Raw genomic sequence first — 20,697 nt, 5'->3', positions numbered from 1 at the left:
ATAGATTAGGGGGTGAAGTTAATAGGGGAATCGATTAATTAATGATCCATTCCATTCTATTTGTCAGTAATTGGCGATTCATCTCTGCCGTTAAGTTAAATACTTGAAGGTTGAACTCGGGCTTCTTCTGTTCAGAATACTCTTTCCAATGTTCTGCAATGTACTTTAAATCCTCTGTTCTAATTAAAGCTACGCCGGTGTCTTGCTCAGAGAAGACTTTTAACTTTTGTGCTTGGTTGATCGCTTCTTGCGTGAAGTCATGAGCAACAATGAGAAAGACGGCAACTCTCATTTTCTCAGAGCGAATGTACCCTAAAAATTGATCAAAGTGTGCATTAGGGAATGTATATGCTTTCTCTGTGCTCTTGTTATCCCAAAGCATAACCGATTTTGTGTCGAACTTGATTCTTCCGTCGGTATGTTTTGAACCTGGCATTTCTTCGAGCTGCAAACCTAGTTTCTTTTCAAACAAGTACTCGGTCGCTTGCTCAAAGTAAGTCTCTACGTTCACGTCTTTCTGAATGACTCGATTGGCACGTAGAGCCTTGTAGTTTCTGGAGGCAAGTTGATCCATAAAATCATAATAGATAGACCGCTCATCTGTTGGGTCTGAGTCGGCTTTCGTTGTAATGTTCTCATAGTAGTCGATGATGTTTTGGATTTTTTCTTCTTTGTTCCCGCTTATTCTCACGCCTTCTTTAGACCTTAAAAATTGCGTGAGCTCCGTGTTGCTTAGGTTTGCGAGTGTTTGCGAAGGCAGAATGTTATATTTGATGATTCGTTCAATAATAGCTTCCTTAACACCACTTGTGTTGATATTCATCGATGAAAGAACTTGCTTTAGTTGGGTTAAATTTAAATCTTTTAAAAGCTGCTGATACGTCTCTGTTCGTAATTCTTCACCCATTTCATAACGAACAATTCTTACAATATCGCTTGGAATGACGTAATAAGGAGCATCTGATTTGATACGAACGACAATCCCCCTTTGCTGTAGGTCTTTTAGTGATTGATCAATGTTCTGTGTCGAATGTAGTTTTCCATTTTTGCGCGGGAACCGTCCAATTTTACTTTCCAATAAATAGTGATCGCGTATGGACAAATTAAATTCATCCCTAAGCGTATACAGAATGTTAATTTCATGTTCATTTAGCGCATCGTCTTTAAGCCAAGCTGTGTTTAATACGGCTGTGTACACTCTACCTGCGGTCGCATCAATTTTGGCATTCATGTAATCCTCGTCTTGACTGTCATGCAGAATTTGAGATTGAAGATCAAGCACTTCCTTATGCAACTGCTTTTCGGTGAGTATGTAGTTTTGACTACCAAGCAAGCATTTGAGTATCAGTCGATTCAAAAGCGTAATATCGCGATCTGTCGTCCTGAAGTTCAAATTGCTCTTCACTCTCTTGTCGTTTCTAAACTCTTCAATGTTCTTTAGAATAATATTTCTCATCTCGTCTTCTTCATAAAGCTTTACATCTTTTAGGAAGCTATCAACCGTTCGAGATAAGTACATCTTTGACATTAGTGGAAGCAGATCTTGTAGTTGCATACCGAACCAACTCCTTAGTCAGGATATAACAAAAATAGATAAACAAGTCTAAATTATATGAAATGTCATGTTATTATACTATGATTACTCGGCGATTGTCCAAAAGTACCTACGGTTATCGTTTAAACTTTAATCACCTCATAGATCATTCTATGAGGTGATTAATAGCCGCATCTTTTATCCGCCCATCATCTCGATGTTTTCTTCGATTCGTTCAACGGCTTCGTCTAGCACTTCTTGGATGTCTTGACCTTCAGCGATGAATTGGAGGGCATCGTTAATTGGGTACCACACTTGGTCGGCTTCTGGCGTATTTGGCATGGCGGTTCCGTGCTGGATCTGTTCGGCAAAACCTTGGATTAGTGGGTCGTCAGTGATTTCTGTGTCTTCTAACAAATGGGTGACGGCAGGTAATTCGTTCGTTTCTCGGTAGTATTCCATGTTATTCGTGTCGTTTGTTATGAAGTGCATCAAGTCTTGGGCCCAGTAGTCTTCATCGGAAAACGGCGATAACACCCACGACTTGAATGTTACGAATGAGCTAGCGATCTCTCCGTTTGGCAGTTCGGGAAGTGGCGCTGACCGCAAGTTTTCTTCCCCAATACCTCGAGCGTAGCTTGGAATGTTCCACGGCCCGGTCAAAGAAACGCCGACATTCCCTTCAATGAATAGCCCGTCTTGAATTTCACCGTCAATGGACGTTGGAATCCAATTGTTTGAATGCCAGCTCTGCAGCAGCTCGGCCCCTCGAACCGTTCCTTCATTATTTAGACCGATGTCACCATCATCAGAAAAGATGTAACCCCCAAAACCGGTAAGGAATGGGTAGGCAAAATACATTTCCGTCGTATCTGCCAAAAATCCGTACTCATCATTTGAAACGTTGGTTTCTGACTCTGCAATGTTTTCTAATTCATCGACGGTCGTTGGCAGCTCGTTGACGATGTTTTCATTCACGAGCAAAGCGGTCGTTTCTGAAACGAAGGGGATGCCATATAGCTGACCTTCATAGGTGAGTCCTTCAATGCTTTCTTCCGTAAACCGCGCCTCTTGCTCGGCATCTAGTTCGATCGGGGCGGCGAGGTTTTGGGCTGCTTGGCTACCGATGCCGTTGTGAGCGATATGATAGATGTCGGGCCCTGTACCTGCGGGTCCGTCTAGCGCAATGTTCTCAGATTGGTCGATCGCAGACATTTGTGCATACTCAATCTCGATGCCGGCTTCTTCTGTATACGCGGAGAAGATCTCTTCCATTGCTGCGATGTGGTCGTCTTCTTCGTGAATCCATACGTGCAACGTGTCTGGTTTTTCTGGAGCTTCCCCGTCTGGCGTTTCTGTGACTGCCTCTTCTTCTCGGTCCGGCGCACAAGCTGCAAGAACCAGGACGAGCATCCCTACGAGTATCTTCTTCAAAATTCACGCCTCCTTCTTTTATGGTGCAATCGGTTGCACTAAATGTTCTTAGTTTATATTGTAAGGGCTTACATATAGAAAAGAAACCTTATTCGTCTAGGCATTTACTCTTGAATTTCACACGTATCACCGTCCAGCAACATTCTACAAACCTGTCACCATCGGGTTTTTCTTCCATCATTCGCCGAAGTTTGGCGAGCAATTGTTCTTGACGCAAGGTGCATTTTTCTCGTAATCTTAGACGTACCTAATTGATAGATTGATAGAGAGGGGCTTCCACATATGCAAAAATCCATCGTTACTGCAATCGTCTTATTTTTCTCAATACTTGTGATGATGCCCTTACACGCACACGCATACGAAACTGGGTATGTGGATACGAGTGGCACGCTGAATGTACGGGATTCAGCCAATGCAGATGCGCCCGTGATCGGGGCACTCAGCAACCGACAAACGATAGAATACCTTGAGGTTAGTGAGGGGTGGGGACAGATTACATACAACGGCCGCGCGGGTTATGTGAGTCTTGACTTCATTACTGCGAGCGGCGTCTCCGAAGTGGACGAGGAAGAGACCGTCACTGAAGCTAACACAGAACCCGTGCCGGAACCAGCGCCCGAGGCGTCATTGCAAGGTGTCCAGCGCGTCGTGCTCGATCCTGGCCATGGCGGCCGCGATCCCGGGGCAATTGTCGGTGATGTAATGGAGAAAGAATTGGCGCTCGACATTGCCGAGCGGGCGGCAAACTACCTTTCTTCTGCCGGATATGACGTATCACTCACTAGAACAGGCGATACGTATGTTGGTTTGGAGGACCGAGCGGCGTTTGCGAACCGTCAGTCCGCAGATGTGTTCATCAGCATCCATGCCAACGCCTCTTTCGAAGTACAAGCAAACGGCATCGAGACGTTCTATATGCACGGAAGCTCGCAAAGCAAAGAGTTGGCACGTACTCTGCAACAGATGGCGGTTTCCGAAGTGCTGATGCGTGATCGCGGGATTCGCGGAAGTGCTTTCAGGGTGCTCACAAACACTCAAATGCCTGCAGCTCTCGTCGAGTTCGGCTTTATGACCAACTCTGGGGATGCTTCGTTGCAACAAACCGACCTCATGCGCGACCAAAGCGCGCGCTCCATCTTACGCGCTGTTGACGCCTATAGCCAATGATAATACCGACCCTGCGTAGGGTCGGTATTTTTTGCGTTGCGGGCAAAATACAGGCGTGGGAGTACGAGGGACGGCCATTCTGCGCGCTAGTTCATGCTTTCTGCGCTCAAGTTTGCCTAGTTTAACGATTTTCACGCTAATTTCGCCAAACTTGAGCGCCGATCACAGCCAAATAACTAACGACATGTCGGCCCCGGCGGGGCCGAACAAAACTGCACTCACTCGGCGCGGCTCGCGCCGATAGCTTGCTGGCATTTCGGGCGGGGCAGGGGTATCGATCGTTCACACCACTTCAAAGGTTTTTGCAGTGACCCCCGCCGCCATCACTCTAGCTCTTCAACAAGTGCGCACAAGAAAAGAAGCTGCCTTCATTTGGGCAGCTTCTTTTCTTGTTTGCGGATCAGGCGGTTGTTGATGACGAACAGTAAGGCGCCGATGGACACGCTCATCATGGTGCCGGTCGGCATGGTATGCTCTGTTGGATCAACGACCGCTAAAATGATCAGGACAATGACAATTAACGTCATGAGGATGATGAACGCGATGAGGAAGTTCCTCAACATTTGCAAGGCATCCAATTCATTCCTGCTCCCTTATCCGTTTGCCTTATGGTCGGTATAGATTTGTTGCGGTAGCGGAATATGAATTCCCGCTTCGTCCAGTGCTTCTTTACACACTTGGCGGAGTTTACGTTCGACGGCCCATTGGTTCATGTTGGTCGTGTACGTGAGGATGCGAATCTTCATGTCGTATTCATCGAAGCTCGTCACACCAAGCACGTATGGTTCTTCGACGATGTTCTCGTCTTCTTCATACAGTTTCTTTGTGGCGGTTTGCAAAACGGCCATCGCTTCGTTGATGTTGTCGTTGAAGGAGATGCCGATATCGATAAAGGCTTCCATGTTCCCGCGGGAATGGTTACTCACACTCGTGATGTCGCGGTTCGGGATGAAGTGAAGTGTTCCATCGAACCCACGGATACGCGTCGTTCTAAGCCCTACTTCTTCAACAATCCCGTCGAGTCCTGCAATCGTCACATAATCTTCAACATCAATTTGCTTTTCAAGAAGCAAGAAGAAGCCCGTCACAATGTCGCTCACAAGACCTTGAGCACCGAATGCAACGGCAAGACCAATCACACCCGCACCTGCAATGAGCGGCATAATATCAATGTCAAATGCACCAAGCATGACGAGGATGAAAATAAACAAAGTAGCGTAACCGAATACACTTTTAATGATGTTACTTAACGTTTTGGCTCGACCGGCTTGGGTTCCTTTCTTCTCCGCCGCCTTCTTAAACGTACGGCTAATGACGGAGTTTCCAACAGCTCGGACGATCAAATAGATGATAATAATGGCTACAACTTCAATGGCTAGTGAAAGCATTGCGTCCCACGTAAAGTTCATACAAATCGTCACTCCTTACTCATCAATTGCTGAATTATTCGTGTAGTATAACATAGGAGCCCGCCACTGAGCCAAGAATAACTTCCTTGAAAGTATCATGAAATATAAATCTACGGATAGGCTACCCTTTCCACATCATACTGGCTTCTTCCAATGTTTCGCTCAAAATTCGAATTGCTTTCGGGCCAACGCCGTGCATTGCCACAATTTCTTTTTGTGTATGTTCGCTCACTTGTTCAAGAGTATAGATACCCACGTAGTAAGAGCACTCGTTGCCGGCCTTCCGATCTTTGGAAGTTCCATTTCCCTTCCTCCTTTACTGAATATGCATTCCCGACCCCGGTCCAATCGGCAACCCTAACAGGGACCAGACGACAAACATAATAATCCACAATGTCAAAATGACGATCGTATACGGAATCATAATGGAAAATAACGTCCCAAACCCTGCCCGTGTGTCGTACTGTTTCAAAAAGGCGAGCACCATCGGCACGTACGTTCATCGGTGTAATGATATTCGTTGAGGAATCTCTAATCCGGTATGCGAGTTGAATGTACGCAGGGTCATAATTCAAATAGACGAACAACGGAATAAACACCGGTGCCATGAGCGCCCATTGCGCAGACCCACTGAAAATAAACATGTTTAACATCGTCGTAAACAAGATGAACAAAACGATGACCGGCAGCCCCGTAAAGTTCATGCTTTCGAGTGCCGAAGCCCCACTCACCGCAATCCACGCCCCAATATTCGTATAATCGAAGTACGCAATAAACTGAGAAGCCGCGAAGATTAACACGATAAAGCCACTCATATCTTTCATCGCAGCGGCCATCTTCTCAGGCACATCACGCGCAGCTGTTATCTCTTTCACCGTGACCCCATACGTAATGGAGACGACGAGAAAGAACAACAGGTTAATCGGCACGATGTTATCGAAGAACGGGGAGGGAACCATTGACCCGTCGTCCGCCCTGAGGATCGCGTTGGGCGGCAGGATTAAGAGGGCGGCGACACCAATATACAACGCACCAGCAATAAGTGCGTTCCGGAGCCGCGATTGATTTCAGGTGTGATTTCCTCGACTTTCTGGTCGAGCACTCCATCTTCTGCATACTTCGGGTCGTATTTGCCGAGCCGCGGCACGGTCACCTTCTCGGTAATCCAAACGGCAACGAAAATGAGCATAAACACCGACACAACCATGAAGAAATAATTATCAACCGGTGTGACAAAGAGATCTTCGTTGATGGTTTGCGCCACTTCGGTCGATACGCCAGCCAACAGGCGTCCGTTCCGGTGATTAGGAAGTTGGCAGTAAAGCCAGCGCCAACACCCGCAAAGCCTGCGGCGAGGCCGGCGACCGGGTGGCGTCCTATGGAATAGAAAACCATCGCCGCGAGCGGAGGGATAATCACGAAAGCCGCGTCAGAAGCGAGGTTACCAAGGATCCCGGCAAACACAACGGCATATGTGACGAGCTGTTTCGGCGCATTCGTAATCGTCTTTTTCATGAACGATTCCATCAAGCCAACCTTCTGAGCAAGCCCGATGCCGAGCATCAAGCTTAGAACAGTGCCGAGCGGCGTAAATCCAGTGAAGTTATCGAGCATCGAGGAAAATATGTACTCAATACCGTCAGCTGATAGCATGTTGTTAATCTCAATCATATCTCCTGATTCCGGATCCTGAAACGCCACGTCAAAGAAACTTATGATAAATGACGTAAGTATGATTGCCACAATAAAATACACAAACAGCATAAACGGGTGCGGCAACTTGTTGCCCAACTTCTCAATTGTATCTAACGTACGGTTTCCTAAGCGATTGCCCTCCATCACGTTTCCCCCTCACCCATCATTTTCGCTCATTATACACGAATGGTTGTATATTCTGAATAATAGAAACGTCACGTTTTGAGCAATCTCTCGTATGTGCCAAACTTTAATTGCGAGTAAGCGTGTCGCGCAGAATCTCAGATCTCCACTCCACAGTTCCAACATTCCGTCGGCGCGAGACCGGTTTCGCTTGGCTTGATCTGCGCGCAGATGGCATAAACTCACGCGCAGCCCCGCCCGTCCACCTATGGCAACCGGGCACGCGCCTCTGCTAAAGTACTCTACTTCCCTCGGTGCGTTGCTCGGGACACCGACCTTAATTGCAACGAAAAAACGCCCCCAATAATGGGACGTTCGTTTTAGTGTAGACGTTTTGCACCGAGGTAGCGCGGGCTCCAATAGCTGTTGTTCAGGTCGGCAACGGTTACGCCGGTAGAGCTGCCTGCATGAACGAATTTGTTACCGCCGATATAGATGCCAGCGTGGGACGGTCCACCAGTTGTGTCGAAAAAGACGATGTCGCCAACACTTGGTGAGCTGACCGAGCTTCCTGATGCGAACATTTGTGCAACGGTCCGTGGGGTGTTTACACCACTTTTGTTGAATACATATTGGATAAATCCTGAACAGTCAAAGCCAGAAGGGGTTGTCCCTCCCCACACATATGGTGTTCCTATGTATTGCGATGCTGTGTTCACTAATTCTGTGAGACTAAAGGAGCCACTGCCGCTATTCCCTCCACTGCTTGGTGGCGGGGCGGGTTTTGCACTACCGGTGTTTCCATTTAAAGCGCCAAATGTAGCGGGACCAGCGATGCCGTCGACGACGAGGCCTTTGTCTCGTTGAAACTTACGAACGGCTTGGTATGTAAGGTCACCGAATACTCCAGTTGGTGCGATATTCATGTAGCCGTTGTCTCGCAATTGTTGTTGCAAGTTCGTCACTGCTTGTCCTTGTGCGCCTTGGCGAAGAACGGCATTAGATGGCGTTGGCGTCGAGCCTGAGCCCGAACCTGCGCTTTCCCCTGCTCGCTTCGGACTGTCAGAGAGCGTGCGGTGGTTTGTGGTCCAACGAGCCCGTCGACTCCGATGCGATTGTTGCGTTGAAAGTCGCGAACAGCGCGTTCGGTAATAGGACCGAAGGTGCCAGTAACGGCATGACTGTAATAACCTAGGTCTTTCAATTGTTGCTGAAGAACGGATACGCTGTTGCCACGATCACCTGGTGATAAAAGCCCCGAAGATGATGAGGAAGGCCGGGTTTCGGACTGCCCACTGTTTGTATTACGGTTCGGGTTGTCAGCGGCTTGTACGACTTGAAGCTGGCGGTCGGTTTTCGGTCCGACGATGCCGTCGGCACTAAGCCATGTGAGCGTTGGAAGTCTCTGACTGCAGCTTCCGTGACGCGGCCAAAGTGACCATCAACTGTTGATGAGAAGTGGCCGAGATCTCGAAGCTGTCGCTGTAACTGACTGACAGATTCGCCTTTGCTTCCAGAACGAAGCATTCCAGATGAACGACTCGAATTCGTACTAACGGCTTGTACTTGCTGGCGTGGTTGGTCTTTTAGTAAGGCACCAATCGTATTGGGGCCGGCAATACCGTCTACAACAAGGTTATGATCCCCTTGGAATTGGCGAACGGCCCGAACGGTCACGTCACCATAATAGCCTGTTGCGGTTTGATATGTAAAATATCCTTTTTCTTTAAGTAATGTTTGGAGATGTTTAACATCCTCGGATTGTTGGCCAAATCGGAGCACTTGGTTCTCCAAAGCGGCGTCGGCGATCATCGGAACGGTTAATACAGCCCCTGTAACTGTGGCTGAAGTGACAAAAAATTTGCCCATCGTGCTAACTGCCATTCTAGCCTCCTAACTTCATATGTGGTTATGATTAGATTGCAAGGAATGAGGAAACAAATAGTATATGTATTTTACTACTTTATACTTATTAAAGCTAGAATGAACTGTAAAAATCGCCAAAATTGGTATATAGTCCATATTGACACTAGGCACTACGAAGTACCTAGTTGTCGGGACGGTAAACGCCATTGATAACGCACGCTGAGCATTCGAAGGGTGACAATTAGCACAACCACGACAAAATAACCGATCGGATGTGACACCCAACCTAATCCGATGGGCACTCCTGCAATTAAAGTCCACGCAATGTAAATTTCTTTTTGTAAAAACAGCGGCCTTCTTCCAGCTAACAAATCACGGACCATTCCACCACCAGTGCCTGTAAGCGCCGCTGCTGCAATGGCAGCACTGACGGGCAGGCCCATGCTGTTTGCAAAGATGGCTCCTTGTGCGGCAAACGCCGCTAAGCCAATTGCATCAAAGAACACACCCCACATCGAGCCCCTACGGCTTAAAAAGCGTGGAAAAACAAATAAAATCGTAATCGCGACGAAAGCAATAATAAACAACATACCTTGATCCCACAAAGCTGTGACAGGTACACCGATCAATAAATTTCGAATGGCTCCCCCGCCAAATGCCGTCACAAATCCGAGAATATACACACCCATTAGATCGTATCGCTCTTCCATAGCGACGACCACACCACTAAGCGCGAACGCCAGTGTTCCAATTACATTTAATACATCCCACGTCATGTTTGTTACGCACCTCGTTCAACGATCCAGATTAGCGTTTATATTATCTCACAAAACGTTAAAATGATAACCGTGTTTTTCCATAAAAAAAAGGCTACCGTTAGGCAGCCTTTTTATGACACTTACGCGTCAGTGTCTTCGTCTTCATCGTCCATGTCTGCGTCAGCATCTGCATCTTCGTCAGCATCCATGTCTTCATCTTCGTCCATGCCCATGTCGTCTTCTTCTTCGTCCATTGGCTCTTCGTCAATGTCCAAGTCGTCTTCAGTGTCCATGTCGTCGTCACCGTCAACTTCTACGTCGTCTGTACCGTTCTCGTCTGCTGGCTCTTCAGCGTCGTCGCCACATGCAGCAAGCATACCGACAGCTAGGATTGAAGAAAGTGCACCATATAGTAATTTTTTATTCATTGTTAATTTCCCCTTTAAATGTAAGAGTTTGAGTTTCTCGTGCTGATCTGTTGATCAACTGTGTACATCTTATCAGCCTAATCCTACCTCGTCTATGAATTGCGTTCATTTTTGAATGTGTTTAGACAATGTCTCACAATGTCATCCGATTCTTACAATTCGCCCATTTTACTACACAATTTAAACGTATTCATGTCTTATTTGTGAATCTTTACTTTCATCATATAAAAAAGGAACCGGTGTCGGCTCCTTCGCAATTATGAATCTTTATCTGTGATGGCAAACATCAAATCTAATTCGGCTACGGTTTGTCCGTCCACACTTGCGACTCCGTGACCTTTACCGATCGAACCTCTCACCCGTGTAAGTGTAGTTTCCAGTTTTAATTGATCGCCAGGTTTCACTTGCCCTTTAAACCTACAGTTATCAATTCCTGCAAACACAGCCAGTTTACCTGCAAAATTCTCATGCTTTAATAGGGCAACTGCTCCAGTTTGCGCAAGTGCCTCAACGATTAACACGCCAGGCATAAGTGGAAAATCAGGAAAATGACCGTTAAAAAACTCCTCATTTGCACTCACATTCTTAATCGCTGTGCAACTTTCTCCCGCTTGCAGTTCTGTTACCCGATCAATGAGTAAAAACGGGTAGCGGTGGGGGATGATCTCTTTAATTTCTTCAATTGATAGCATCTGTTCAACATCCTTTAGCCGTTAATATAGTCATAGAGGTCTGTCCATGTCTCCCATTGCAAGATATCAAAACCTTCACTACCTCCAATGATATTATAACCAAAGAGCAAGCCGAGAACGAGGGCAACAATGAATAAAAGTGCAACGATTAGTAAGCGAAGCCAGATTGGGAAAGCCCGAATTCTTCTGCCTCTCTTTTCCGCTCGCTTTTCTTTTCTTCGCTCTTTACGGGTTTGTTTTTTGTCGTTCTCTTCCATTGATTCATCCGTCGATTGCTCAGTCATGGAATACTCCTTACGCTCTAGGCACTACATTAACGTAAACTGTTCACAAGGCCCATCATTTGGTCAGACTGACTTAATGAACGAGAATGCATGCTATATAGACGTTGCATCTCCATCAGTTTCACCATTTCCATAGCCATATCTACATTCGATTGTTCTAACGCGCCTTGAACAACCGATTCACTTGTCGCCGCTTCATATTCTAGTACATCACCAATGGCAAGATCAAGCGCATCCACGTCCGGAATTGCAAATAAATTATTGCCAATCGCTTCGAGTAATTGCGGCTTACTCACATTCGCTACACTTAGCGTGCCAATTGCTACTTCTGTTCCATCATTTAACTGTGCGTTTAATGTTCCATCTGGCTGCAACGTGAAATCAACGGCCTCTCCAGGCACAGTCATTGCGTTGCCATCCGCATCAAGCAGCGCTTCCCCGTTTCTCGTCACGAGCTGCCACGCTCCTGCTGCTGATTCTGTTAAATAAAAAGCGCCGTCACGCGTTAAGTACGTCTCACCATCTCGCTCCACAGGGAAGAACTGTCCAGGTTGCGTGAGTGCAAAGTCAAGACTACGCCCACTCTGGTGAATCGATCCTTGCTCAAAACGCATCGCCGTTTGCGCTAATCCAGCCCCTGTACCGACGCGAATCCCTTCCGGTGTGTAACGTGTACCTTCTGGTTGTGGAACGGTTTGATTGTTCACTTGTTGATAAAGCATATCGGCAAAAGAGCTCTCTCTTCTTTGATAGCCTGTTCGGTTCATATTCGCTAAGTTATGAGAAATTGTATCAATGCCTTGTTGCAACTGACCCATGGAAACCGTTGATGAAATCATTTCGTCGCTCCCCCCATTTCCGACATCATTCCCGGGAAATATGGCTACCCAAGTCGACCGATGTCGTTTGCTGCCCGTTGTAAATTCTGGTCATATGCTTGAAGTACAGTTTGATTCGCTTCAAACTGTCGATAAGCGGTCATCATATCCGTCATCGTCGTCATCGGGTCCACATTGGATCGTTCAACAAACCCTTGTTGCAACGAATATGGGAGATCAGCATTGCCGATTGCGCTTGGCAATTCTCCGCCCGCTGTCGTCAAAAGGCTCTCACCGGCTTTCACCAAATCGTTCGGGTCTTCTGCAAAACGAACGTCCAACTGACCGACCGCATTCCCTTCTTGGTCGGTAATCTCCCCCGTCTCATTCATCTGAAACCATTCATTCGTGACAAGCATTGCTTCACCATCATTACCGAGCAAACGATGCCCTGCACTCGTCGTTAAATAGCCTTCCCCATCAACGGCGAAATTACCGTTTCGCGTGTAGGCAGTTTCTCCATCTTCACCTGCTACAGCAAAGAACAAGCCCCCACCATCAACGAAGCCTTGTAATAGCGCAACATCCGTACTCGTTCCAGTCTCTTGCAAGTCTCCTTGACGATAATCCGGCGTTCGCTCCTGCATATAAACACCTGTCGAAAGTTCCCCGACCGGTTGCCTCTGACCGGTATTCATCGCTTGGATAAGCATGTTCGGAAACGAGCGAATGCCTGCGTAGTCCGCTTTGTGCCCTGGTGTATTCACATTGGCCAAGTTGTCGTTCAACATTTCCGTTCGGCGTTGCTGTGTAATCATCCCTGAAGCCGCTTGATAATACCCACGAATCATAGTCCGCTTCCCCTCTCGTATTATGCCTTTAAGCGCGTCGACATCTTATCCAAATTCTCAAGAATAATTCCCGTACCTATGGCCACACAGTGCATCGGCTCCTCGGCAATGAGTACCGGCACTTTTAATTCATCTGTCAGCAGTGTGTCCATACCGTGAAGAAGGCTCCTCCTCCGGTAAGAATAACGCCTCGATCAATGATGTCGGCTGAAAGCTCAGGAGGTGTTTGCTCCAATACGAACTTCGCAGCGGCCACAATGTTTGAAACCGACTCGCTTAATGCTTCTTTAATCTCACTAGAATTAACCGTAATTGTTTGCGGAAGCCCGCTCACCATATCCCGCCCGCGAATGTCCATTTGCTCGTCCCGACCGCTAGGCGAGACGGTCGCCACATTTTTCTTAATATCTTCAGCCGTTCGTTCACCGATAAGTAACTTGTATTTTCTCTTAATATACGCAAGAATGTCGCTGTCAAACTGATCGCCAGCCGTTTTGATTGACTTCGACGTGACAATACCACCCATTGATAAGACAGCGACGTCTGTCGTCCCCCCGCCTATGTCAACGACCATGTTGCCGCTCGGTTGGAAAATATCCATACCCGCACCAATCGCTGCCACTTTCGGCTCTTCTTCTAAGTACACGTTCTTGCCACCGCTCTTTTCAACCGTCTCACGAATGGCCTTTTGTTCCACTGATGTAATATCTGTCGGACAGCAAATTAAAATCCGGGGTTTTACGAATGACGATTTGACGTTCACTTTCGCTAAGAAGTGGCGAAGCATTGCCTCGGTCAAATTAAAATCAGCAATGACGCCGTCTTTCATCGGACGAAGGGCGACAATGTTGCCAGGGGTTCTCCCGACCATGCGAAAGGCTTCTTCACCGACGGCTAGCGCTTTCCCCGTTCCTTTATCAATTGCTACAACTGAAGGTTCATTAAGCACGATGCCGCGCCCTTTAATGTGCATGAGCACATTTGCCGTTCCTAGGTCAATTCCAATATCTCTGCCAAACATTTGGCACCTTCCTCTCAAATAAAATGTCAATATATGTATAATAGTGTTCCCTTACGCTCACATTCACAGTCATCAATGCTTAATTTTACCACATCGATGTCGAAATATGAATCAAAGGATCGAATGTTTTGAGATTTCTCTGCGACTTGAGTCACACTCCTTAAAAAAACCCGCGCAGCCAATCATTTGGCTACGCGGGTTTCAGTATTGTCCATCATTTTCTCTAAATGACGGATGGTCGGGGTTAGATTGACTAGAAAATAGCTTCTCTCAACCTTCTTGCGGGGTGACTTTTCTTTGTATACGCAGGACCTCCGACGTGGAGCATCGTCATGTGCGCAGCTAAAATGGCCCCTTCTGCACTCGCTTTTCTAATTGGCAATAGTGCCTCCCAATAGAGCTCATCCTTGTTCGCAAACTGATTAGAAAGCGTAGCTTCTTGCTCTTTTAATAAGGCGCTAATCGTGTCTGGCTGCTCGCTCAAATATTCGTTGCAGCCATTTTGTTTGCTGTTTGCGCTTTTAACCGCCGCAATCGCCGCTTCCATTACCCCAAACCCTAGCGGAATCTGGTACACGAGGAAGTACGGTCGGATCGTTGCCACAAAAGCATCGGCATCCTCTGCTAATATGTGCTCCGCAGGAATGACTTGCTCAGAAAACCGAACAGCATAGGTGGCACTTCCATTAATGCCTAAATAATCTTTCTTTTCTTTCAAGCGAACATTTTCACTCGAGCAATTTACTAAAATCATGATGTTTCGGTCTTCGCCTTCGACACGAGCGACTGCGCCAAACCAATGGTTTGGGCCAAGGTTTGAAACAGACGGCAACGTACCGGATACTTCGTAGTTTTCACCGACCGGTTTCGCTGACAGGTGCAAAGGCTCTAAACCGGCAAAATGTTTCATCGGGTTGGAAAGACCCGTTCCACCGAGAATGTCTCCACGCTCTAATCCAGGAAGAAACTGCTGCTTTAGCGCTTCATTACTCGTATGACGAACGTATGTGAGCAACGCAAGGTGGCACCAGGCAATAAACCCTGTCGTCATGCAAAACTTTGAAACGACCTTCACCGTTTCGACTTCTTGTTGAACGGTTTCTAAATAAGAGCGATCCTGCGAAGAGAAGCACCCATGCTCTCCAAGCCCTCGTAAGATTTGATCTGGATACAGTCCTTCCATATCGATGTCTTGCACGAGTGGCTTTAATGTTTTTTTCAACCATTGCTCAAGCATGTGCTTCTCCTCCTATTAATCTCTAGATAGTTTTGTGATCGAGCTAACAGGTGCGCTTACCGCTTCCCTTGCACGTTTCACTGCATCATCGTCAGGGGCATCATAAAAACATAAACATTTTGTCATATCTTCACATACATACGTGCGCTGAAATTCGACTTCTGGTACTTCCGCATAGTGCACAGAGTTTTTCTTTTTGCGTGCCAAGTATTGGTCCATCGTTAAGTCTGCAGGGAAATTCCACTCCACAAGATAATTGATTTGTCCCGCATTTTTCTTCACATCTTCTAGCTCTTGCCCGACGATTCGCACTTCTTTCACCGTCTGAACCGTAAATGCTTCACCTGAAAATGCAGGCTGAATCTCCTCTTCTTTGTTCGCTTCAACAATGACGTACACTTTCTTAAAGTCGCTAGCGACTTGTACTTCAATGAGTTGCCCCTCGTCTAGATGTAATGTTGCTACAGCTGCTTCTACAGCTGACTTGTTCTCACCAGATTTATCTAATGTCGCTTCAACTAAAAATAATGCCATTTGTTCGTCACTCCTTTATTGTTTATAGTTATTTTATTATACTTAGTTAAAAAAATCAACTTAGTATACTCTATGTTATACTTACGAAACAAAAGGAGGAAATGTGATGAAAGAACGTTACCCACTTCCATGTAACATTGCACAAACACTGAACATCGTCGGCGATCGCTGGACGCTTCTCATCATTCATGAAATTCTTATCGGAAACAAGACCTTTAATGATATTAAGCATAATCTTGAAACGGTTTCGGCAAACCTTTTATCAACTCGACTTAAGACGTTGGAAGCAGAAGGAATGGTCACATCTGAGCTGTACAGCAAACACCCTCCACGCTATCAGTATGCACTCACCGAAAAAGGGCGAGCACTTGAGCCCGTTTTTCATGCATTTCTGCTCTGGGGACGAGACCACTTGGACAAATGTTATAAGAAGCTCGTTGACGAACAGACCGGTCAAGAAGTGAGCATTGGTTTTTTTGATCGTGAGAGTGGTGAGCGAATTCCATCTGACCAATTGCAAGTGCTGCCGTACGAACGGCAAACTAGCGGTTGAATCCCCACTGTTTCCCAACCCATGTTTCAAACAGCCCGATTAGTTTATCGATGGCTAAGCCAAGTACGCCAATAAATACAATGCCTGCAAGCACGAGATCAAGGTCCAAAGCGTTTCTCGCATCAATGATGAGATACCCAAGTCCTGACTGTGCCCCGACCATTTCCCCGGCAACGAGGAAGATCCACGCAGTCCCGACTGCAAGGTGAAGGCCATTGGCAATGCCGGGGAACGCAGCAGGAAGAATCACTTTATACATGAGTGCCGGCTGCCTTACTTCTAGGTTCTCGGCAAGCTTCAAATACGTTGCATCCACTTTCTTTACGGCAGAGACGGTAGAAAGAAGCACAGGAAAGAACGCTGCGATAAAGATAATTACAATGGCCGGCATGCTCCCAATTCCGAACCAAAGCACGATAAACGGTGTCCAAGCAACGGGAGCAACTGGCCGTAACACTTGCACAATTGGGTCAGCAACCCCCCATAGTCTTGGGGAACGACCTAAAATTAATCCGAGCACGATGGCGACGACGACGGCAAGGCCATATCCAGTAAAGAACCGGTACAAACTGACGACCATATGTTCAAACAGCGTGCCATCCAGCGTCATGCTGACGATTCCTTCTCCAACCCGCAATGGAGATGGCAAAAGCGCTTCTTCGTAATCTCCAATCCAAATAACGAGTTGCCACACGATGACAACGAGCGTAAACGTGATAAGAATATTTACAAGTTTCTTCATGGGCGACGTTGGATCTCCTCAAGTAGTGACGTATCAACAAACTCTTCATAAGATGGTGGCTGCTCCATCAAGTTTAAATCGAGCACCCGCTCCGTCATATAATCATAATCCTCACGATTCACTTTCAAGTTTTCATAGGATATCCATTCTAGTGACAATTCCAAAGCTTCTTCTTCCACATTCAAGTAAGCGAGGTGAGCATCAAGATCATCTTCAGCATGTTCGCCTGCTTGTACATAGCCTTCCATAAATTGTTTGGCTAACTCTGGGCGATCTTCTAAAAAGCTCTGTCTGAATACCATTGCACAACATAAGCACCCTGGCCAAAGTTGATGAGATTGACCGAGCACATGGCCGACGTCTAGCGTGACGCCAATCGCCCCAAACGGCTCGGCAACGATATAGCTTTCAATTCGACCTTCTGAGAGCGCGGCAGGCATTTCTGCTGGCGGCATCTCCACAACGTTTACATCGTCATAAGCCATATCTGCATTCTCTAACATTTTATCGAGTAACAAGTTGTGCGTAGACAAGGTGTGCGGTATGGCGACGGTCTTGCCGTGCAGGTCTTCTACTTGTTGAATGTCGTGACTGGCGATGATGGCATTCCCGTCTTCATGGCCGAGTGCCGTTGCTTTGATGTCAATCCCTTTTTCACGGGCTTTCATCGCAAGTGGAAAGAGTACGGATGCACCGTCAATTCTGCCACTGTTCAGCGCGTCCATTAGGTCAATCCACGTTCCAAAGCGGATGAGTTCGATGTCTGCGTCTTGCATGAATTGTTCTTGCTGTTCGTTGGCGATGTATAGGGGGGCTGCATGAGTGATAGCAGATAGCCTACCTTAATCGTGTTGTCTGCAGCCGCTTCACGTTGCTGGCACCCACTCATCACAATAGCCGAAACGAGAAGCAATATCGCTGGGATTGCATAGTATTGGCGTGGCATCATGGTCCCCCTAGATGTGATAATCAGAATCAATTTCGGTTCTACCAAAATGAAACGTATCAAAAATTAGCTTTCGAAAATATTGAAAATCGCCATGGCTTCGATCTCTTGGCCGCGGAACGTGATGTTGATTGTTCTGCGAATCGTGCCAGGATTTCGGTCCATAATGATGATCCGGTCTGATAGGTACACAGCTTCATCAATATCATGGGTGACAAGGGCAACCGTCGTCTCCTCTTGTTGCTGAATGCGGAGCAACTCATCTTGGAGGTGGTAGCGATTAAATGTATCGAGCGCGGCAAATGGTTCGTCCATTAAGATAAGTTCCGGCTGAATAGCCAACGCTCGCGCAATCGCCACTCGCTGCTGCATTCCTCCTGACAACTGGGACGGGAACTGGTTAGCACTGCTACTCAGCCCGACTAGCTCTAGATACTGTTCCGCTCGCGTCCGGCGTTCTTCTTTGGATGGAACTTCCGACTCCAACGCGAACTCGACATTCTTTTGTACCGTTCGCCACGGAAGAAGCCCGTAATGTTGAAATAGCATGATGGCGCGACGGCTCGGACGCTCTACCGGTTTTTCATCAAGGTGCACAGCACCGGATGTTGGTGCCTCAAACCCACCGATCACATTGAGAAGCGTACTTTTACCACAACCACTCTCGCCAAGAATAGAAACGAATTCTCCTTTTTCAATCGATAGCGAAATCTCTGACAAAACTTGATGGGATTGGAACGATTTGCTCATCTGTTGAACATCGACAAGGGATGTCATCGGATCACCTTAATTCATGTATATTTGATAATACTTAGTTGTTTACTATGTTTTAAGTTAGTTTATTACACTCGGTTAGAAAATACAACTGAAAATACAAAAAAGTCTCCTTCGGAGACATGCGAGGCAGGATAGTCACTTGCCCCGCTCGGCGGGATGCTCACATAAACCTTCTCACGTTGGGATTTTGGCTAACATTTGATGATTCCAGGAGTAAATCCAACATAGAAAGTCGAAAACCCAACGTAGAACATTCTACGTTGGGTTCTGCCGAGCTCCGGGTTAAAAAAGTCTGAAATCCCCGCATACAACTATAAAAGTAGTCATGAAGGGTGATCCAGACCATACATTCCATTCTCCGCGTTCCTTTGGCCCCGGCTGACGGTTGCACAAACCCATTTCTGTGACCAAGTTTTACCCTTCTGCGCTCTAGTTCGCTAGATTCAGACCGTATCTCGGCAATTCGGGGCTAACTGGAGCGCAGATTCCTTATCCAACCTCCTCACTCCATGGTCATAGCGGCGACAACGGTCCAGTTTATGTTTTCTACTCTCTTCCTGCCATATGTAACAAACTTGCACGCAGACTTAAAGCCGAAAGACATCAACCTGTAGGCCCCAGCGGGGCCGAAACGAACCCGGAGTCGCTTCGGCGCGACTCGCGCCGATTGAAGCTGGACCTTTAACGTCTACGTATGGCAGGGAGGGGGTAATTCTGTTCAGCGGAAAATGTTGCCCGACTAGTATAGACGGTTACACCGGGGTCACCGCTTCTCAGCAGGAAGCATCCCCCACTTCAATTCTCAACCGGATTGGACGAAGCCCGAATGACGAGCTCTGGCTCAACGAGCCGCTCCACGCCGTGCATGTTCTCGTCAATTAAGTCTTTTAGCAACCGGGACGCGAGCTGGCCAATCTTTTCTTTGTTTTGGCGGATCGTTGTGAGCGACGGATCGACGTATTGGGCAGCATCGATGTCGTCACAGCCGATGATGCTGTATGAACGAAGCGGTACCCCTGCCTCTTTCAATGCTCGGAGCGCACCAATCGCCATCAAGTCGGAGGCGGCAAAGATGGCGGACGGGACGGTTTCTTGCTGCAAAAATGACCGCATCGCTTCGTAGCCGCTCTGTTCGAAGAAATCCCCCTCATAGATCCAGTCTTCGTTAACGTGAAGCTGATAGCTACGCATCGCGCTGTGGAAGGCGTCCAAACGTAGACGGGCAATGGTCGACGGTTTCTGTCCACCGATAAAGCCGATATCTCGGTGACCTTCTAAATAAAAATGTTCGATGACTTTTGCTAGCATTTCATCGTTGTCGGTCATCAAGTACGTCGAATTTTTGCCCCGCAAGGTGAGATCAATGCCAACACATGGAATCTCACTCTGGTCAAGTGCATAGACAGACGGTTGAATTGTCTCCCCGCCGATAATGATGCACCCGTCTACATTGTAATGGCGGCATCTTTCTAAGAAATCCTCGTCTCCTTCGTGAAAATGTTCATTTGAAAAAAACATCAAGTCATAACCAAGCCGCCCGACGCTATTTTTAAACGCATTTAACACATCGACGAAAAACGGATGGTTAAAGTCAGCATTTACCCGCCCTGCATAGATAACACCAATCACATGGGTTACTTTTTTCGCTAATGATTGGGCAGAATACGATGGCCGGTATCCGTGTTCTTTCATAATCTGCAAGACTTTATTTTTCGTCTCGCTCCCGACATCATCGTAGTTGTTAATGATTTTAGATACTGTGCTCTGCGAAACGCCTGATAGGCGTGCGATTTCTTTGATTGTCATTCTCATTTGCTTCTACACACTC

At 47.0% G+C, this 20,697-nt stretch carries 21 protein-coding genes and 3 pseudogenes; 2 read left to right on the top strand and 22 right to left on the bottom strand.

All coding sequences use genetic code 11. The features are described 5' to 3' along the window. Positions 1-34 precede the first annotated feature (34 nt). Entirely contained in the window at positions 35-1,555 is a 1,521-nt protein-coding gene (locus JCM19037_RS15555) for an SAP domain-containing protein (protein WP_042402750.1), read from the bottom strand. Positions 1,556-1,732: 177 nt separating this feature from the next. Next, on the bottom strand, positions 1,733-2,968 hold the full coding sequence (locus JCM19037_RS15550; protein ID WP_052363951.1) for an extracellular solute-binding protein: 1,236 nt from the start codon (positions 2,966-2,968) through the stop codon (positions 1,733-1,735). A 282-nt stretch (positions 2,969-3,250) separates the two neighbouring features. On the opposite strand from JCM19037_RS15550, the gene JCM19037_RS23175 reads away from it, so the two are divergent. Continuing rightward, complete coding sequence (locus JCM19037_RS23175; protein ID WP_052363950.1) at positions 3,251-4,135, top strand: N-acetylmuramoyl-L-alanine amidase; 885 nt, start codon at positions 3,251-3,253, stop codon at positions 4,133-4,135. A 368-nt stretch (positions 4,136-4,503) separates the two neighbouring features. Here JCM19037_RS23175 and JCM19037_RS15540 read toward each other — a convergent pair whose 3' ends face one another. The 16 genes and pseudogenes from JCM19037_RS15540 to JCM19037_RS15475 all read right to left on the bottom strand — a co-directional run bounded on the left by JCM19037_RS15540 (position 4,504) and on the right by JCM19037_RS15475 (position 15,851). Then, positions 4,504-4,713: a hypothetical protein gene (locus tag JCM19037_RS15540; protein ID WP_042402747.1), complete on the bottom strand. Its 210-nt coding sequence runs from the start codon at positions 4,711-4,713 to the stop codon at positions 4,504-4,506. Positions 4,714-4,728: 15 nt separating this feature from the next. After that, the gene (locus JCM19037_RS15535) at positions 4,729-5,544 is read right to left on the bottom strand and encodes a mechanosensitive ion channel family protein (RefSeq protein WP_042402744.1); all 816 of its coding nucleotides are present in this window, start codon (positions 5,542-5,544) and stop codon (positions 4,729-4,731) included. 121 nt (positions 5,545-5,665) lie between these two features. Then, positions 5,666-5,800, bottom strand: a complete 135-nt coding sequence (locus JCM19037_RS28645; RefSeq protein WP_255357920.1) for a hypothetical protein — start codon at positions 5,798-5,800, stop codon at positions 5,666-5,668. A gap of 60 nt (positions 5,801-5,860) precedes the next feature. Beyond that, positions 5,861-7,383: pseudogene (locus tag JCM19037_RS15530) on the bottom strand (AbgT family transporter). 359 nt (positions 7,384-7,742) lie between these two features. Further along, complete coding sequence (locus tag JCM19037_RS15525) at positions 7,743-8,327, bottom strand: C40 family peptidase (RefSeq protein ID WP_052363949.1); 585 nt, start codon at positions 8,325-8,327, stop codon at positions 7,743-7,745. Next, on the bottom strand, positions 8,324-8,566 hold the full coding sequence (locus JCM19037_RS30230; RefSeq protein WP_052363948.1) for a peptidoglycan-binding domain-containing protein: 243 nt from the start codon (positions 8,564-8,566) through the stop codon (positions 8,324-8,326). Before JCM19037_RS30230 ends, JCM19037_RS15525 begins: the two co-directional genes overlap by 4 nt. Continuing rightward, on the bottom strand, positions 8,563-9,246 hold the full coding sequence (locus tag JCM19037_RS15520; RefSeq protein ID WP_042402742.1) for a peptidoglycan-binding protein: 684 nt from the start codon (positions 9,244-9,246) through the stop codon (positions 8,563-8,565). The genes JCM19037_RS30230 and JCM19037_RS15520 overlap by 4 nt, the downstream gene beginning before the upstream one ends. 152 nt (positions 9,247-9,398) lie before the next feature. Then, complete coding sequence (locus JCM19037_RS15515; RefSeq protein ID WP_042402741.1) at positions 9,399-10,004, bottom strand: trimeric intracellular cation channel family protein; 606 nt, start codon at positions 10,002-10,004, stop codon at positions 9,399-9,401. Positions 10,005-10,126: 122 nt separating this feature from the next. After that, a complete protein-coding gene (locus JCM19037_RS15510; RefSeq protein WP_042402739.1) occupies positions 10,127-10,414 on the bottom strand; it encodes a hypothetical protein in 288 nt (95 codons plus the stop codon). A 257-nt stretch (positions 10,415-10,671) separates the two neighbouring features. After that, positions 10,672-11,106, bottom strand: a complete 435-nt coding sequence (gene fabZ, locus JCM19037_RS15505) for a 3-hydroxyacyl-ACP dehydratase FabZ (RefSeq protein WP_042402738.1) — start codon at positions 11,104-11,106, stop codon at positions 10,672-10,674. A 14-nt stretch (positions 11,107-11,120) separates the two neighbouring features. Beyond that, positions 11,121-11,390, bottom strand: a complete 270-nt coding sequence (locus JCM19037_RS15500; RefSeq protein WP_042402736.1) for a DNA-directed RNA polymerase subunit beta — start codon at positions 11,388-11,390, stop codon at positions 11,121-11,123. Between the two features lie 29 nt (positions 11,391-11,419). Beyond that, positions 11,420-12,229, bottom strand: coding sequence for a flagellar hook-basal body protein (locus JCM19037_RS15495; RefSeq protein ID WP_042402734.1), 810 nt, complete (start codon positions 12,227-12,229; stop codon positions 11,420-11,422). 44 nt (positions 12,230-12,273) lie between these two features. Further along, positions 12,274-13,059, bottom strand: a complete 786-nt coding sequence (locus JCM19037_RS15490) for a flagellar hook-basal body protein (RefSeq protein WP_042402732.1) — start codon at positions 13,057-13,059, stop codon at positions 12,274-12,276. A gap of 20 nt (positions 13,060-13,079) precedes the next feature. Beyond that, positions 13,080-14,080: pseudogene (mreB, locus tag JCM19037_RS15485) on the bottom strand (rod shape-determining protein MreB). Positions 14,081-14,333: 253 nt separating this feature from the next. Then, positions 14,334-15,317 carry an acyl-CoA dehydrogenase family protein gene (locus tag JCM19037_RS15480; protein WP_052363947.1) on the bottom strand — a complete coding sequence of 328 codons (984 nt, stop codon included), beginning with the start codon at positions 15,315-15,317 and terminating at the stop codon, positions 14,334-14,336. A 15-nt stretch (positions 15,318-15,332) separates the two neighbouring features. Further along, a complete protein-coding gene (locus JCM19037_RS15475; protein WP_042402729.1) occupies positions 15,333-15,851 on the bottom strand; it encodes a DUF4242 domain-containing protein in 519 nt (172 codons plus the stop codon). Positions 15,852-15,957: 106 nt separating this feature from the next. Between JCM19037_RS15475 and JCM19037_RS15470 the strand changes: the two genes are divergently transcribed. Beyond that, positions 15,958-16,404: a helix-turn-helix domain-containing protein gene (locus JCM19037_RS15470; RefSeq protein ID WP_042402725.1), complete on the top strand. Its 447-nt coding sequence runs from the start codon at positions 15,958-15,960 to the stop codon at positions 16,402-16,404. Here the strand turns inward: JCM19037_RS15470 and JCM19037_RS15465 are convergent. The 4 genes and pseudogenes from JCM19037_RS15465 to JCM19037_RS15450 form a co-directional block, all read right to left on the bottom strand. Further along, the gene (locus JCM19037_RS15465; RefSeq protein WP_042402722.1) at positions 16,394-17,146 is read right to left on the bottom strand and encodes an ABC transporter permease; all 753 of its coding nucleotides are present in this window, start codon (positions 17,144-17,146) and stop codon (positions 16,394-16,396) included. The genes JCM19037_RS15470 and JCM19037_RS15465 overlap by 11 nt on opposite strands. Continuing rightward, positions 17,143-17,922, bottom strand: coding sequence for an ABC transporter substrate-binding protein (locus JCM19037_RS15460; RefSeq protein ID WP_238544749.1), 780 nt, complete (start codon positions 17,920-17,922; stop codon positions 17,143-17,145). The genes JCM19037_RS15465 and JCM19037_RS15460 overlap by 4 nt, the downstream gene beginning before the upstream one ends. Positions 17,923-18,102: 180 nt before the next feature. Then, positions 18,103-18,869 (bottom strand): annotated as a pseudogene (locus JCM19037_RS15455) (ABC transporter ATP-binding protein). Positions 18,870-19,664: 795 nt separating this feature from the next. Then, on the bottom strand, positions 19,665-20,681 hold the full coding sequence (locus JCM19037_RS15450) for a LacI family DNA-binding transcriptional regulator (RefSeq protein WP_042402719.1): 1,017 nt from the start codon (positions 20,679-20,681) through the stop codon (positions 19,665-19,667). Positions 20,682-20,697: the final 16 nt, after the last annotated feature.

Source organism: Geomicrobium sp. JCM 19037 (genome assembly GCF_000698105.1).
Lineage (GTDB): Bacteria > Bacillota > Bacilli > Bacillales > Marinococcaceae > Geomicrobium_A.
Note: the sequence above shows the minus strand (reverse complement) of the source record. Positions and strands in the feature narration are given on the sequence as shown.